This window comes from uncultured Mucilaginibacter sp. (assembly GCF_937859865.1).
GTDB lineage: Bacteria > Bacteroidota > Bacteroidia > Sphingobacteriales > Sphingobacteriaceae > Mucilaginibacter_A.
In genome coordinates this window covers 1-15,074 of record NZ_CALMAT010000018.1, presented here as the reverse complement: position 1 = coordinate 15,074, position 15,074 = coordinate 1, and the positions used below count along the sequence as shown (strand labels likewise).

The following is a 15,074-nucleotide window of genomic DNA, read 5'->3' as shown; positions in this document are numbered from 1 at the left end:
TTTTACTGTACGCCTGTATGGCCATAACCCCCTGTTCCTCTTAATGTTTCGCTTAAAATTTCAACTGCTTCCCAATCTATTTTTTCGTGTTTGGCAATCACCATCTGTGCAATCCGGTCACCATTTTGGATAAGAAAGTCAACTTCCGAAAAATTGATCAGCAACACTTTAATTTCTCCGCGGTAATCGGCATCAACGGTTCCGGGAGAATTGACAATGCTGATACCATGTTTAAAAGCCAGTCCGCTTCTCGGCCTGATTTGTGCTTCAAAACCAACTGGCAGTTCTATAAAAATCCCCGTCGGGACCAATTGCCGTTGCATCGGTTTTAAAATTACCGCTTCATCCAAACTCGCTTTTAAATCCATTCCGGCTGCATGTGCGGTTTCGTAAGCCGGCAAACTGTTGTTTGATTTGTTGATGATCTGGATGGTCATTTTTTAATTAATAAAAGAAGCTCTTTGCGTTCATTATATAAAGCTACTGCTGCAAATAAAATTAAAAACAAATTGCCAATAATTAAATTTCGGTGAAAAACAGAAAAAGATAAATACACAATTACTACGGATGCCAGCAGGTAAGCAACATTCTTTTTAAGGTGATACGGAATGGGATAATTTTTTTGGCCGAGAATATAAGATAAAACCATCATGGTAGCATAAGCAATGAGCGAAATCCAGGCCGAAGCAACGTAACTGTATTTTGGGATGAAAAGGAGATTTAAAACGATGGTGAGGATTGCACCGACACCAGAAATGTATAAACCAAAACGTGTTTGATCAGAAAGTTTGTACCAGATAGAAAGGTTCATGTAAATACCTAAACTAACGTAGCCAAATAAAAGTATCGGTACTACTTGTAAACCAGACCAGTAGAGTTCGCGCTGTATCGCATCTTTTCCTTTGATAAAACCTTTTAATATTTCGATATTGGCAGATAAAGCAACAAACATCAGGGTAACGGCAATTACAAAATAGGTCATGATCCTGGCGTAAGTTTCGCCTGAATTTTTATTTTTTGCATGGCTAAAAAAGAAAGGTTCGGCGCCCAAACGAAAAGCCTGTACGGCAATACTTAGAAAGATGGCGATTTTACAACAGGCGCCATAAATGCCAACATCCTGCTGTTGGGAAGCTGGCAACAAATTTTTGAGAAATATTTTATCAATGTTTTCATTGATGATGAAAGAAATATTGGCCACTAAAACCGGAAAACTATAAAGCAGCATGTTTTTAACAAGGCTGCCATCAAACCGAAACTGAAGCTGTAATAATTCAGGCAGTAAAAACAGCAGGGTAATTATGCTGGCAATCAGGTTTGAAATAAACACATAACCAATCCAGGCTGGCCGGTACCATTGTATCAACCATGAAGTACCGTAACCGTTGCTTTTAATAATATGCGGGACAACAAACAGAAAAAACAGGTTGGAGCCTACAAACGTGAAGATGTTTATTAGTTTCAGGCAGCCAAACCGGACCGGCCTTCCATCTGCACGAACTTTTGCAAAAGGGATAACCGCCAATGCATCCACCACAATAATGTAAATGAAGTATTGAATAAACCGTTCCTGGTCTGCCGCACTTGCATCGTTGCCCATCAAGCTGGCAAAATAGTGGCTTAACGGCAAACTAAACAGTAAAAACAAGGCTGCTATAAAAGCAATAGTAAAAAAAGTGTTACTGTAAACTTTTTCTTTATCTGCATTAGCTTTGTTCAGATACCTGAAAAAAGTAGTTTCCATCCCAAAAGCCAACAAAGGGCTGATGAGCGAAGCAAGGCTGTACATATAAGTAAATATGCCGTAAACCTTGGTTGGGTAAACGTAAACAAATAAAGGTGTGAGGATAAAATTAAGTACCCTGGAAAAAACAGTACTTAAACCATAAATAGCCGTTTGTCCGGCAAATTTTTTTATCGTTGACAAATTTTGAAGATTGGTTAAGGCCGAAGTAAACTCCTAAAAACTACGGCTGCATATTCTTTTTTACGGCTTCAAAATTACGATAGTTTTTCATTTCGCCTTCGCTGCTTTCTACGTGTTCCACGCGCGCGCGGTCCGGGCCTTCGTGGCACCATGCTAAAAACTCTTCTATCATCGGCGCATCGCCTTCGGCTTCGATATAAACCGAACCGTCAGCCTCGTTCGATACCAAACCTTTTACGCCTAACTGGTCTGCAACGGCTTTGGTTGTTGCGCGGTAAAAAACACCTTGAACTTTGCCGCTAACTTTTATATCTAAATGTTTTTTGACCATGCTTCTTTTACCCTGCTAATTTTACCCTGCTAAAAACAGTATTGCCAAAAATAACAAACCGGTTTTGATTAAGCCAGCTTTCGCACTTTAGATTCGGGCGTAATTTTCAATCGGTCTAAGTTGGTGATCAAATTTAAACCCGGTGTTTTACCTTTTTCCAAGGTTCCTTTCTCCTCATCAATCCCCAAAAATTTTGCACCGTTGCTGCTGGCCCATTGTACCATATTTTCCAGCAATAAATTTGGGAAATGCTGTTGCAGCACTCGCATTTCTTTTAAAATACAAAGTTCGGTATTGGAAGCTAGGCTATCGGTCCCCAGCGTAATGTTGAAACCATGATTGGTAAAAATGCTGATTTTTGGCAGCGTATTTTCAATATACAAATTGGCATCTGGGCAAAAACACCAGTTTATTTTACGGTCGAAACGGCGCGTAAAGTAAATATCTTTCATGTTGGTGTAGGTATTGTGCACCATCAGCACGTTTTGCTGATTGGTCAGCAGCGGAAGGATAGACTGGATAGAATCACGTGCCTGCGGTTTAAAAAAGGAGATATCAATGCCCAAACGTTCATAAAAATCCAGGAAACTGCCTTGTTTGTAACGGTACAGCTTGTTCTCCTCGTCGGTTTCCTGGTTGTGTATCGTAAGTACAGAGTTTGTTGTTTCTGCTTCTTTTCGGATTAGTTTAAACAACTCTTTTGAAACTGAATAGGCGGCGTGCGGCGTGATGGAAGAAGCCAAAGGCTTAAACTGCTCTTGCACCGATAAAGCATTGCTAAAAACAGCATCGGCATTTTTGGGGTCGAAACCATAAACCTCGATAAAGTTATGGTAATACAACTTACTTTTCGTTTTTACCGAAGCCGTAACCGCGCTGTTGGAAATATCGCCAACGGCAACAATACCGTTGCGTTCCATTTCTTCATCTGCTTTGGCGGCCGCTTCTTTCACTTCGTTTTCATCGGCTTTGCGCAGTTTTTGCACGTTGCCAATAAATTCGATCAAACCTTCGCCGGCCGGGACTTTTCCTTTTAAATGCGACAGTTCTAAATGGCAATGCGTATTTACAAAGCCAGGTGTTAAAACGCCGCTTAGTTTTTCGGTTGGCAAATCCCGGTAAAGAAGTTCATGGGGCGTAACAGGTGGATTTTCAGGGTTTTCAACTTTCAGGATTTTTCCGTTGTCATCAACAACAACGCTTCCGTTTTTGATCGGGCTGCCACAGGCAGTCAGAACGTAATCAGCAGTAAACTTTTTCATGTGGCATTTCGGCTTGGTAATAAACTTAGGATTAGCAGGTAACAGGTATTGGTTTTTTGTAATAAAATCAAAAAATAAAATACTACTGTTTTTATAGTCGTATTTTTGTAAGGTGGTAGTAACAGATAAAAAAATTGACGTACGCGGCTTAACATTGGAAGCACTGGAAAAAAGTTTTGCCGCGTTAGGCGAAAAAAGTTTCCGTGCGAAACAAGTTTATGCTTGGCTTTGGGAGAAATCGGCTGCTGATTTTGACCAAATGAGCAACATTTCCAAAGAGTTACGCCAGAAGTTGAAAGAACAATTCACTATTAACGCGGTAAAAATACATAACTCTCAGTTTAGTAACGATAAAACGATAAAAAATACATTTAAATTATATGATAATAATTTAATTGAAGGTGTATTGATACCTGCGCCAGAACGGATGACGGCCTGCGTTTCTTCGCAGGTTGGCTGTAGTTTAACCTGTAAATTTTGTGCAACAGGTTATATGGAGCGGAAAAGAAACTTAAACCCCGACGAAATTTACGATCAGGTGGTGCTTTTAGACCAGCAATCCAAAGCCAATTACAACCAGCCGCTAACCAATATTGTGTACATGGGCATGGGCGAACCGTTGTTGAATTACGCCAATGTTTTAAAATCTATCGAGCGGATTACGGCAGAAGACGGGTTGAACATGGCCGCCAGAAGGATCACGGTTTCCACGGCCGGCATCGCCAAAATGATCAAAAAGCTTGGGGATGATAACGTGAAGTTTAACCTTGCCCTTTCGCTGCATGCGGCAAACGATAAAAAGCGCAACGAGATTATGCCGATCAACGAGCAAAACTCATTGAAAGCGTTGGCCGAAGCCTTGAAATATTACTTCGCCAAAACCAAAAACCCAGTTACTTACGAATACATTTTGTTTGATAACTTTAATGATAGTTTGGAAGATGCCGCAGAACTGGCCACTTTTTGCAAGCATTTACCTTGTAAAGTAAACATCATTGAATATAACCCGATCTCTTTTGCTGCTTTTACCAATACGGCCGAAGATAAAACGGATGCTTTTGCCGCTTATTTACGCAAGCAAGGCATCAACGTAAACATCCGCCGGAGCCGCGGCAAAGATATTGACGCTGCTTGCGGACAGTTAGCTGTAAAACAGCAATAGATACCAATTTTATACCGATAAAAGAAGCATCAGCAAAAATGAACTTACGACAAACTTATTTTGCCGATTTTGTTTCGCTGATATTCCCGGAGCTTTGCCAAGCTTGTGCCAAAAGTTTGTACCGCAACGAGGATTTGATTTGTGCAGATTGCCTGTACCATTTGCCTTATACCGATTTTCATTTGAATGCTGATAATACAGTTGCACAGCAATTTTGGAGAAGGGTTCCGTTAGAAGCTGCCGCTGCTTTGCTTTATTTTAGCAAAGGCAGCCGCGTACAAAACCTGATGCACCAACTTAAATACAAAAACAAACCCGAAGTTGGCGTTTATTTAGGCAAGCTGGCCGGAAAGCGTTTGTTTGAAAATCTAATATTTTCTTCGGCAGATGTCATCATTCCGGTTCCGTTGCACAAGCAAAAACAGTTAAAACGAGGTTACAACCAAAGTTTAAGCTTTGCAGAAGGGCTTTCAGAAAAAATATCCATTCCAGTTTCGATTGATAATTTAATCCGGGTAAGCAGCACGGAAAGCCAAACCAAAAAATCCCGCATTTCCCGTTATGAAAATATGAAGGAAGTTTTTTCCGTAAAAAACCCTTCAACATTAATAGGAAAGCATATTTTATTGGTGGATGATATCATTACCACCGGCGCAACTTTAGAAGCTTGTTGTAACGTTTTGCTGGAAGTTCCCGGTGTCCGCATCAGTATTGCAAGTATTGCCGTTGCAACTTGATGCTTCTTTTAGCACATCAAATTTAGTGTGGTAAAAACAGCAGTAATACAATCCATGTAGAACTCTTATATTTTTGGCTAAAGCCAATCCTTGCTCCATTTATCCACGGCCTAAAGGCCGTGGCAATTAATAATTGAATTGCGTTTTAGGACGAGATATTATCAGCAGGTACAAAAAATCTGTAAATTGAAGTGGTTAAATTGCCACGGCCTTTAGGCCGTGGAATAAATGAAGATTAAATTTGGCTTTAGCCAAAAGATTATTGAATGAAATTGAAACAGCCCCTTACAAATACAACGGAAACTTCTTCGTCAGTTCATGTATCTGTTTCTTCACTTTTTCAATGTGCGCTTCATCTTCTATATTGGTGAGCACTTCGTTAATCAGTTCCACAATTTTTTTCATTTGCTTTTCTTTCATGCCGCGCGTGGTAACGGCCGGCGTGCCAACACGGATACCCGAAGTAACAAATGGCGATTTATCATCAAACGGAACCATATTTTTATTTACGGTGATGTCAGCTTTATCTAAAGCTGTTTCGGCAGCTTTTCCGGTTACGTTTTTGTTCCTAAGGTCAATCAGCATCAAATGATTATCCGTTCCGCCCGAAATAATTTCGTAGCCCAATTCTACAAAAGCTTCGGCCATGGCGGCAGCATTTTGCTTCACCTGCACAATATATTTCATGTATTTATCGCTTAAAGCTTCGCCAAAGGCAATGGCTTTGGCAGCAATAATATGTTCCAGCGGCCCGCCTTGCGTTCCCGGAAAAACGGCCATATCTAAAACGGAAGACATCATCCGTGTTTCGCCTTTTGGTGTTTTCAAGCCGAATGGGTTTTCAAAATCTTTTCCCAGCAAAATTAAACCGCCACGCGGGCCGCGCAAAGTTTTATGCGTAGTGGTGGTTACAATATGGCAATACGGAAGCGGATCTGCAAGCAAACCTCGCGCAATCAAACCGGAAGGATGGGAAATATCGGCCAAAACCAAAGCGCCAATTTCATTGGCCACTTTTCGAATGAACTCATAATCCCAATCGCGCGAATAAGCCGAAGCGCCGCAAATGATCAGTTTTGGTTTTTCGCGCAAAGCAACTTCCCGTAACTGTTCGTAATCAATCAAACCGGTTTCTTTTTTCACCCCATAAAAAAACGGTTTGTACAATTTCCCCGAAAAATTAACCGGCGAACCATGTGTTAAATGTCCGCCATGAGATAAATCAAAGCCTAAAATTTTATCGCCGGGCTGTAAACAAGCCAGCAGAACAGCGGCGTTTGCCTGCGCGCCAGAATGCGGCTGCACGTTTGCCCATTCGGCATTGAACAATTGCTTGGCACGTTCTATGGCAATGGTTTCAATCTCGTCCACAATTTCGCAGCCGCCGTAATAACGTTTGCCGGGCAAGCCTTCTGCGTATTTGTTGGTTGCTGCCGATCCTGCTGCTTCCATCACTTGTTTGCTCACAAAATTTTCGGAAGCAATCAATTCGATGCCGTTTTCCTGCCGTTCCTGTTCCTCGTCTAAAAGCCTGAATATTAATTTATCTCTTTTCATGTTTTGATTTATGGACGGCCAAATTTAGCCTATTTTAATCCCTTGTATCAAATTTAGGTTTACTAATTTTTTGCCGGTAAAAACAGTATCTGCCCCGGCGAAAACATTTGTAAATGCAGATGCTTCTTTTATCGGTATTTTTTTAGAAATTAGGGTTGCTGAGAGTTTTTCTTTAAAAGGAAGTTTAAATGCGCTAAAGAAAAAATTAAACACTCAAACATAAACAGCCATCACACGTAGAATCCTGTAACGGTTATTTGACCAAATAACCTAGATTTGTATATCGAACAAAGTATAACGGATAAATGAAAGTACAGGCGGGTAACCTTTTAGAGCAGATCAACTACCCTTCTGATTTAAAGAAATTTAATGAAGAAGACCTTACCGAAATTGCCAATCAATTAAGGCAGTATATTATTGATATTGTATCGGTAAACGGCGGCCATTTTGGTGCAAGCTTGGGCGTGGTCGAGCTAACGGTTGCCTTGCAGTACGTTTTAAATACACCTTATGACCAATTGGTTTGGGATGTTGGCCACCAAGCTTACGGCCATAAAATCCTGACCGGCCGCCGCGAAATTTTTGACACCAACCGTTTGTATAAAGGCATCAGCGGTTTCCCGAAACGTGCCGAAAGCATTTACGATACGTTTGGCGTTGGCCACTCTTCCACTTCTATTTCTGCCGCTTTGGGCATGGCTGTGGCTTCGCACCGCAAAGGCGAGCACGATCGCCAGCATGTTGCCGTAATTGGTGATGGCGCGATGACGGGCGGAATGGCTTTTGAAGCTTTAAACCACGCCGGTATCGAAAATTCTAACTTGCTGGTTATTTTGAACGATAACTGCATGTCTATCGACCCGAATGTAGGTGCTTTAAAAGAGTATCTGACAGGCATTTCAACTTCCCGTTCTTATAACCGTTTCCGGGATGACGCGGCTCAGATCTTAACTAAAATCTCCGCTCTCGGCCCGGATGCTTTTAAAATTGTCAAAAAAATTGAGAAAAGCATCAAAGGAACGATCCTTAAAAACAGCAATCTTTTTGAGTCTTTACAGTTTCGTTATTTTGGTCCAGTTGACGGGCACAATGTAAAACAACTGGTTAAGGTTTTAAAGGATTTGAAAGATATCCCCGGACCGAAACTGCTGCATTGCATCACCGTAAAAGGCAAAGGTTATGCTTTGGCTGAAAAGGATCAAACGATATGGCACGCGCCAGGTTTGTTCGACAAAATCACTGGGGAAATAAAAAAACCTGTTTACGATAAACCAAAGCCACCAAAATACCAGGACGTTTTTGGGTTGACAATTATCGAACTGGCCGAAAACAATCCAAAGATCATGGGCATTACGCCTGCCATGCCTTCCGGCTCGTCCTTAAATTTGATGATGAAAGCGATGCCGGAACGTGCTTTTGATGTTGGCATTGCCGAGCAGCACGCCGTTACTTTTTCGGCTGGTTTGGCTACGCAAGGTATGGTGCCGTTTTGTAATATTTATTCCAGTTTTATGCAGCGTGGCTACGATCAGGTCGTTCACGACGTGGCGATACAAAAACTAAACGTTGTTTTTTGCTTGGACCGCGCCGGATTGGCTGGCGCCGATGGGCCAACGCACCATGGTGCTTATGATTTGGCTTTTATGCGCTGCATCCCGAACATGATTGTTTCGGCACCGATGAACGAAGAAGAGCTACGCAACCTGATGTTTACCGCTCAGCAGGAAAACATGGGGCCGTTTTCGATCCGTTATCCGCGCGGCAACGGCGTGATGGTAAACTGGCAAAAACCGATGAAAGCTTTACCAGTCGGCAAAGGCCGAAGGATTTGCGACGGAGAAGAAGTAGCCATTTTAACCATCGGTACCATTGGAAATGAGGCGGTAAAAGCAGTACAAACCTTAAACCAGGAAGGCATTTATCCGGCACATTACGATCTGCGTTTTGTAAAACCACTGGACGAAGAAATGCTGCACGAAGTTTTCCAAAAATTTGAGCAGATAATTACGGTGGAAGACGGTTGCCTGCAAGGCGGAATGGGAAGCGCGGTAATCGAGTTTATGGCTGATCATGGTTATGCAGCCAAAGTAATCCGTTTGGGTATCCCCGACCGTTTTATCGAACACGGCGAGCAGCCCGAACTTTGGGCCGAATGCGGTTACGATGCAGCTTCTATCTCCACCCAGGTAAAAAAATTGGCGGTAAAAAGAGCAACACAAACCATTGCTTCGTGATGCTTCTTTTATGGCATAAAAATTAGCACGCCTGAAATTTGTCTATTTTATTTCCGGGCTTAGGATCGGTTCAAGTGAGTTGCTATGCTTCTTTTATCACCTAAAAAATGGTAAGCGTTTGGTTTTATGGAGTTCAATTGATACAAACACCAATTTTTATAGGGTAAAAGAAGCATCATAATTCATCCAATCCCGGGCATATCGAAGTGCCGTGTGTATTGTTTCTTTTTGCCGTTTGGCACTCCATATAGCCAACTGTTACAATTAAACCGCTAAAAAACTACGCTTATTGTTAAATCACAAAGACAACCTGCGCTTCCGTGAACTCACTTTTTTTCATAACAATCTTTCTTTTTTAGCAATCAAAAGTTTTCTGGTTTCCCTGATGTACATTAGCCAAATTTCTGGGAAGAATTTACTTTTATAAATACAGACAAAGGCTAATAAATAGTTATTGCGAAAACTCTATTATTGTTTTTAAATATGTTTTTTCAGGAAGTAAGTTTAAAATTAAAAAAGAATAAGTTTCTGTATTATATCAAAAACTTTTTAAGACAAGTTATTCCAGTCGTGCTTTATGAAAATTCACTTCCTCAAAAACTATTAACTATTCAAAAATATGAAAAGGCTTATATAACTGATAGGGTCAACTATTACAATAAACTCAAACAATTTACAAAAGCCGACGAGCGCGCGATTCCCATAAAAGAAATTCAAACCCTTAAAGGTCCTAAAGCATATCGTTTTGACACTTTTGAGTTTACGCGTTATTTTGAAAAAAGCCTTAAAGCAAGCGTTCTTTTTGGCGATGTAATTAGCATTCCTGAATTCCCAACTATACAAAAAAGCAGACCTGTAGCTGGTGCTAATAATAACGCAATACTACTAAACTTGGATAAAAAGAGACATTTCTTTTTTATTCACGATCATAAAAATCTTTCAGAAAAAAAAAGTATGCTCATCGGCCGGGGAACTATCACTCAACCTCATAGAATAAGGTTTATGGATATGTATTTTAATCATCCGTTGTGTAATTTAGGTCAGGTTAATAAAGAAGGTGGCAATACAGCGTGGTTTAAACCCAAAATTTCTATAAGTGCACATTTAGAATACAAGTTTATCCTATGCCTTGAAGGTAATGATGTAGCTACAAACCTAAAATGGGTTATGTCTTCCAGCTCAATAGCTGTAATGAGCAAACCCAAATACGAAACGTGGTTTATGGAAGGAAGATTAATTCCTGATTTTCATTATATTTTAATTAAAGATGATTATTCGGATCTTGAAGAGAGATTAAAGTATTACATCACTTGTACCGAAGAAGCCCAGGTTATTGTAAACAATGCTAACCAATATGTAAGACAATTTTTTAATATAGAAAAGGAGGCCGTAATATCCTTATTAGTATTGGAAAAATATTTTTATTTTACATCCCAAATAGATAAACTTTCCATTTGAATTTTGAACGTTAATTTAAAAAATAGATTTTAGTTGTGCCAACAATAAAAGCATTTTTTTCTATAAGTTTGTTTAACCTTATTTATGTTGTGATTTTTCAGGATACTTCTTTTATCGCAAAAGATTAAGGTCATCCCCCTCAGAACAATCCTTTTTCTTAAAAAAACAAAAAGTTTAAACAACTTCAATATTAACCTTTGGTAAGATAGTGCGTGTTAATTTATAATTTTATGATATGAAAGTATCCGGTTTTACATTTATCAGAAATGCTGTTAAAAATGATTATCCAATAGTTGAGGCAATAGCATCTATTCTGCCACTATGTAACGAGTTTATTGTTGTTGTAGGTAACTCTGATGATGGTACAAGACAATTAATTGAAAACATCAATTCGCCCATTATAAAAATAATAGATTCTGTTTGGGACGATTCTTTAAAAGAAGGAGGAAAAGTTTTTGCATTAGAAACAGATAAAGCATTTAATGCAATTTCCTCAGATACTGACTGGGCATTTTATATTCAAGGAGATGAAATAGTACATGAAAAATATTATCCTGTAATTAAAAGAGAAATGGAATCAACCTTGAATGACTCAACTATTGAGGGTTTATTATTCAAGTACATTCATTTTTATGGCTCTTATGATTATTATGGGCATTCAAGACGCTGGTACAGGCGTGAAATAAGATTAATAAAAAATATTAAAGGAGTCAAAGCTTATAGAGATGCGCAAGGGTTTCGTTTAAATGATCGTAAAATAAGAGTAAAGTTAATAGATGCTTATATCTACCATTACGGATGGGCCAAACCGCATACCGGTTTAAATAATAAAATAAGAAATTTTAATAAATTTTATCATGACGATGAATGGGTAGCGCAAAACCTACCCGAGACCTATGAATTTGATTATGGAAATGCTGATAAACTAATCAAATTTTCTGAAAGTCATCCCCTTGTTATGCAAAAAAGGATTACTGCAACTAACTGGCATTTAGATTTTAAAAACAAATCATTGAAAAAAAGCATGACTTTTAGAAGAAAATTACTGCAAAAGGTTGAAGAAATTACAGGTTGGCGTATAGGAGAATATAGAAACTATAAAATTGTTGGTTGATACTTTTTTTTCCTTCTTTAAATAACCACAATTTTATTAAAGGGATTTGTCTGCTTCCCCTGATAGCGAAGCTTTAAACTTCTTAAAAAAAATCTTAACCAAATTTTTGTATTGTAATTTTGCTAAATTAAAGCTTGTTTGTACTTTTCAAATACCAAATCTTTTTTAACAGATGAAACTCCTGGGATTTTTTTATAAGAACCTGGTGAATGTTAAGTAGAGGAGTTTAACGATTCCTGCTTAACACAACTATCAGCTAACTCTTTTAAATTTCAAAGTATTAAACCAATTTTCAGTCGTTTTTAGAAAAAAGATGAAATGAATTGGGATAAACAAAAGTTCCAAAACCTTCATTTTCTAAAATTTGACAGGGTAAAAACAGTACCGAAAATCCTACTGTGGGGGATAACTGCATTAAACTTATTGGTTTGGACTTGCTTGTTTTAAATTTGAAGTTATGATCACCGTTGTAAAAAAATTTCCGGTTGCTACTTACGTGTTGGATACCTACTGGAAGTTTGCAGCAGAACGCCAGGAAATTTTCTTTAACCGGATTGCAGGAAAAACGGTGCTAACGAATGATCCGATACTGCTTAAATATAAATTCACGAACGCTTATCGTGCTGCTGACCGTGTAAGCCAATATCTGATAAGCAGGGTCATTTATCACGGCGATCAAAGCCCCGATGAAGTTCTGTTCCGCATTTTACTGTTTAAGTTATTTAATAAAATAGAAACTTGGGAAATATTAAGCCACGAATTAGGCCTGTTAACCTGGGAAAACTATTCCTTTAAATCCTACAACCAAGTTCTGCATCAGGTGCTGCAAGCAGGCGAGACCGTTTACTCGGGCGCTTATATGATGGCTTCGGGAAAGAGTTCGTTTGGTAATGATAGAAAACACGAGAACCACTTGAAATTGGTTGAACAAATGATGCATGGGCATTTAGCGGAACGGGTTCAGGAAGCAACCTCACTTGAGGCCGTTTACCGGCTATTGTTAAGTTTCCCCTTGTTGGGGCCATTTTTAGCTTACCAGTATGCCATTGATATCAACTACAGCAACCTTACCAATTTTAGTGAAATGGATTTTGTGATGCCCGGCCCGGGTGCAAAAGACGGTATCCGAAAATGTTTTAAAAGTTTAGGCGGTTATACCGAAGCCGATGTAATTAAATATGTAACAGAACGCCAGGAACAGGAATTTGAACGCCTGGGTATCAGTTTTAAAAGTTTGTGGGGCAGGCGCCTTCAATTGATTGATTGCCAGAACTTATTTTGTGAAACGGATAAGTATGCAAGGGTAGCCCATCCCGAAGTGGGCGGACTTTCCGGCAGAACGAGGATTAAGCAGCTTTACTTAGGCAATTACTACGGTATCAGCTATTTCTTTCCGCCCAAATGGGGCTTGAATGATAAACTGGGAAGAAGTACCGGACAATCAGCTTAACTTTGATTTGTTGTTAGTTCAGGGCTTATGTTAAATTTCTCTTGTAGTAGTCTGGCCACTTTGCCTTCGGGGTTGATAGGGTGTACTTTCCCAGGTTTTACCTTGCGGTAAGTGATGGATACCCTTCTTTCCCTATGCTGTACATTTCCATCTACAACGTCTTTCTTTCTGGGCGGTATGCCATGCTTCCACTTCTTCCGGGCATCATCCTGCATAATATACAAAGAACGCCTCGGAACCTCCACGTCAATCACCTCCAGGTTTTTCCCTTTGATGAACCGCATGATGCAACTGCTTCCCAAGTTTACACCGCAAATCTGGTTTTCGTAATAAGCCCTGTCCTTATGTGGTTTGATGCCTTCTCCCGGAACATATTCATTAATAATAACCTGGTCGGGTTGGTTGATTAAAATTTTTTGCTCCACGATTTTCTGTGATAACTGGTAGATCAAGGGAGGCATAGCAACCGGAAATTCGATCAGATCATAAGGCTCGTCCAGCTCATTGCGGTAACCATAATATTGCAGCCTTCTTGCATAATCAACAACCCATATTTGACTGTCAATTTCATTTAATAATTGATCTTCCATTGATTGATCTATAAAATCAGGATAGAGTAGCAAACCTGGTAGTGCTGTTTCCATTTTCAAATAATTAAAATTGCTTGTGGCAAAAAATAAAAGCAAAAGATTTTCGAAGGTTAACAATTAGCGTTTGGTTAAGTTTAAAATGTTTAACAACTATTTGTAGAATGCGGTTATAACGCAGCTTCTATCTCTACCCAAATAAAAAAATTAGCGGTAAAAAGGACGACATAAACGATTGCTTCCTGATGCTTCTTTTATGGCATAAAAAACAGTACACCCGAAATTTACCTGTTTTATTTCCGTGCTTAGGGCCTGTTCAAATTATTTTCGATACTTCTTTTATCACCTAAAAAATGATAAGCGTTTGGTTTTTGGTTGAGTTAAATTGATGTAAGCACCAATTTTTATAGGGTAAAAGAAGCATCATTATTAATCCAATCTTAGGCATATTGAAGGATCTTGTGTATTGTTTTTTTGTTGCCTTTTAGCACTGCATGTAGTTAACTGCTACAATTAAACCGCTAAAAACTTTGAATAGGTGTAATGTAATTTGTGTAATAGTTTATTGTAACAGCTAAAAGAGAGAAAAACTGATTTTTAACCCAGTAACCTAAATGACATGAATTCCTTCGTTTTTTTGTAATGGCTACTGATCTTTTTGTGTTTAAATTTATTTGTCTTAACAAATTAAATGATGATACCAGCCCAAGAAATTATAACTGCACTTCAAAAATTGGATTTGAAAATTTATCCTTACACTGATGTTTTAGCTGAACTGCGAAAAATTGGTAAAGCAGGGCTTGTGATGAATACCCTACATCCTAACTATGAAGTCATACGAGTTAGACCCAATGAATTAGGAGAAAGATTTTCCAATATAAAAGAGTTAAGTTATAAGCCGCAGAAGTACAACCAAACCTATCAAAGAGGAAGCACACCAAATAAAACTATGTTTTATGGTTCATCAACACAAAAAGATATTTTAGGAGCTAGTCCAACAATTGGAAGAAAAACTGCATTACTTGAAGCTATTCCGGAGCTTAGAAACCATAATACAGAATTCGAGAAAAAAGTTACTTTTTCTAAATGGACAGTAATAGACAACATTAATCTTGTAACAGTTTGCTTTGACAAGGACTTACACCAAAATTATTTAGACCACAAGTATGTTTACCAGCAGTTTGAAAAATACTTAGATAAACCCGTAGTGCATTTAGGAAAAAGGTTGTGCAACTGCTAAAAAAGCAGTAAATTG

The 15,074-nt window shown here is 38.9% G+C and carries 14 protein-coding genes; 8 read left to right on the top strand and 6 right to left on the bottom strand.

Annotated features, from left to right (window positions below; genetic code table 11):
• Nucleotides 1-2 precede the first annotated feature (2 nt).
• The 4 genes from dut to Q0192_RS02090 all read right to left on the bottom strand — a co-directional run bounded on the left by dut (nucleotide 3) and on the right by Q0192_RS02090 (nucleotide 3,520).
• Nucleotides 3-437: a dUTP diphosphatase gene (dut, locus tag Q0192_RS02105; protein ID WP_299285358.1), complete on the bottom strand. Its 435-nt coding sequence runs from the start codon at nucleotides 435-437 to the stop codon at nucleotides 3-5.
• Nucleotides 434-1,927 (bottom strand): polysaccharide biosynthesis C-terminal domain-containing protein, encoded by a 1,494-nt coding sequence (locus Q0192_RS02100; RefSeq protein ID WP_299285355.1) that lies wholly within the window; start codon nucleotides 1,925-1,927, stop codon nucleotides 434-436. The genes dut and Q0192_RS02100 overlap by 4 nt, the downstream gene beginning before the upstream one ends.
• 40 nt (nucleotides 1,928-1,967) lie before the next feature.
• Entirely contained in the window at nucleotides 1,968-2,258 is a 291-nt protein-coding gene (locus Q0192_RS02095; protein ID WP_299285352.1) for an acylphosphatase, read from the bottom strand.
• Nucleotides 2,259-2,326: 68 nt separating this feature from the next.
• Entirely contained in the window at nucleotides 2,327-3,520 is a 1,194-nt protein-coding gene (locus tag Q0192_RS02090) for an amidohydrolase family protein (protein ID WP_299285349.1), read from the bottom strand.
• A 112-nt stretch (nucleotides 3,521-3,632) separates the two neighbouring features.
• On the opposite strand from Q0192_RS02090, the gene rlmN reads away from it, so the two are divergent.
• Together rlmN and Q0192_RS02080 are read left to right on the top strand one after the other, a co-directional pair.
• The gene (rlmN, locus tag Q0192_RS02085; RefSeq protein WP_299285346.1) at nucleotides 3,633-4,682 is read left to right on the top strand and encodes a 23S rRNA (adenine(2503)-C(2))-methyltransferase RlmN; all 1,050 of its coding nucleotides are present in this window, start codon (nucleotides 3,633-3,635) and stop codon (nucleotides 4,680-4,682) included.
• 38 nt (nucleotides 4,683-4,720) lie between these two features.
• A complete protein-coding gene (locus Q0192_RS02080; protein ID WP_299285343.1) occupies nucleotides 4,721-5,419 on the top strand; it encodes a ComF family protein in 699 nt (232 codons plus the stop codon).
• Nucleotides 5,420-5,704: 285 nt separating this feature from the next.
• Here the strand turns inward: Q0192_RS02080 and glyA are convergent, their stop codons facing one another.
• Nucleotides 5,705-6,976: a serine hydroxymethyltransferase gene (gene glyA, locus Q0192_RS02075; RefSeq protein WP_299285340.1), complete on the bottom strand. Its 1,272-nt coding sequence runs from the start codon at nucleotides 6,974-6,976 to the stop codon at nucleotides 5,705-5,707.
• 70 nt (nucleotides 6,977-7,046) lie between these two features.
• Between glyA and Q0192_RS02070 the strand changes: the two genes are divergently transcribed.
• The 5 genes from Q0192_RS02070 to Q0192_RS02050 all read left to right on the top strand — a co-directional run bounded on the left by Q0192_RS02070 (nucleotide 7,047) and on the right by Q0192_RS02050 (nucleotide 13,232).
• Nucleotides 7,047-7,199: a hypothetical protein gene (locus tag Q0192_RS02070; protein ID WP_299285337.1), complete on the top strand. Its 153-nt coding sequence runs from the start codon at nucleotides 7,047-7,049 to the stop codon at nucleotides 7,197-7,199.
• An 82-nt stretch (nucleotides 7,200-7,281) separates the two neighbouring features.
• A complete protein-coding gene (gene dxs / locus Q0192_RS02065) occupies nucleotides 7,282-9,210 on the top strand; it encodes a 1-deoxy-D-xylulose-5-phosphate synthase (RefSeq protein WP_299285334.1) in 1,929 nt (642 codons plus the stop codon).
• A gap of 483 nt (nucleotides 9,211-9,693) precedes the next feature.
• Nucleotides 9,694-10,668 carry a glycosyl transferase family 90 gene (locus Q0192_RS02060; RefSeq protein ID WP_299285331.1) on the top strand — a complete coding sequence of 325 codons (975 nt, stop codon included), beginning with the start codon at nucleotides 9,694-9,696 and terminating at the stop codon, nucleotides 10,666-10,668.
• Nucleotides 10,669-10,903: 235 nt separating this feature from the next.
• On the top strand, nucleotides 10,904-11,782 hold the full coding sequence (locus Q0192_RS02055) for a glycosyltransferase family 2 protein (RefSeq protein WP_299285328.1): 879 nt from the start codon (nucleotides 10,904-10,906) through the stop codon (nucleotides 11,780-11,782).
• A 457-nt stretch (nucleotides 11,783-12,239) separates the two neighbouring features.
• On the top strand, nucleotides 12,240-13,232 hold the full coding sequence (locus Q0192_RS02050; RefSeq protein ID WP_299285325.1) for a nucleotide kinase domain-containing protein: 993 nt from the start codon (nucleotides 12,240-12,242) through the stop codon (nucleotides 13,230-13,232).
• Here Q0192_RS02050 and Q0192_RS02045 read toward each other — a convergent pair.
• A complete protein-coding gene (locus tag Q0192_RS02045; RefSeq protein ID WP_299285322.1) occupies nucleotides 13,229-13,876 on the bottom strand; it encodes an alpha-ketoglutarate-dependent dioxygenase AlkB in 648 nt (215 codons plus the stop codon). The genes Q0192_RS02050 and Q0192_RS02045 overlap by 4 nt on opposite strands.
• A gap of 634 nt (nucleotides 13,877-14,510) precedes the next feature.
• Here Q0192_RS02045 and Q0192_RS02040 point away from each other — a divergent pair.
• The gene (locus Q0192_RS02040; protein WP_299285319.1) at nucleotides 14,511-15,059 is read left to right on the top strand and encodes a hypothetical protein; all 549 of its coding nucleotides are present in this window, start codon (nucleotides 14,511-14,513) and stop codon (nucleotides 15,057-15,059) included.
• The last annotated feature ends 15 nt before the right edge of the window (nucleotides 15,060-15,074 follow it).

What these genes read in the sequence shown, in the direction of transcription:
- dut (WP_299285358.1), bottom strand. Translation starts at nt 437, where the DNA reads ATGACCATCCAGATCATCAACAAATCAAACAACAGTTTGCCGGCTTAC.
- Q0192_RS02095 (WP_299285352.1), bottom strand. Translation starts at nt 2,258, where the DNA reads ATGGTCAAAAAACATTTAGATATAAAAGTTAGCGGCAAAGTTCAAGGT.
- Q0192_RS02090 (WP_299285349.1), bottom strand. Translation starts at nt 3,520, where the DNA reads ATGAAAAAGTTTACTGCTGATTACGTTCTGACTGCCTGTGGCAGCCCG.
- Q0192_RS02080 (WP_299285343.1), top strand. Translation starts at nt 4,721, where the DNA reads ATGAACTTACGACAAACTTATTTTGCCGATTTTGTTTCGCTGATATTC.
- glyA (WP_299285340.1), bottom strand. Translation starts at nt 6,976, where the DNA reads ATGAAAAGAGATAAATTAATATTCAGGCTTTTAGACGAGGAACAGGAA.
- dxs (WP_299285334.1), top strand. Translation starts at nt 7,282, where the DNA reads ATGAAAGTACAGGCGGGTAACCTTTTAGAGCAGATCAACTACCCTTCT.
- Q0192_RS02060 (WP_299285331.1), top strand. Translation starts at nt 9,694, where the DNA reads ATGTTTTTTCAGGAAGTAAGTTTAAAATTAAAAAAGAATAAGTTTCTG.
- Q0192_RS02055 (WP_299285328.1), top strand. Translation starts at nt 10,904, where the DNA reads ATGAAAGTATCCGGTTTTACATTTATCAGAAATGCTGTTAAAAATGAT.
- Q0192_RS02050 (WP_299285325.1), top strand. Translation starts at nt 12,240, where the DNA reads ATGATCACCGTTGTAAAAAAATTTCCGGTTGCTACTTACGTGTTGGAT.
- Q0192_RS02045 (WP_299285322.1), bottom strand. Translation starts at nt 13,876, where the DNA reads ATGGAAACAGCACTACCAGGTTTGCTACTCTATCCTGATTTTATAGAT.
- Q0192_RS02040 (WP_299285319.1), top strand. Translation starts at nt 14,511, where the DNA reads ATGATGATACCAGCCCAAGAAATTATAACTGCACTTCAAAAATTGGAT.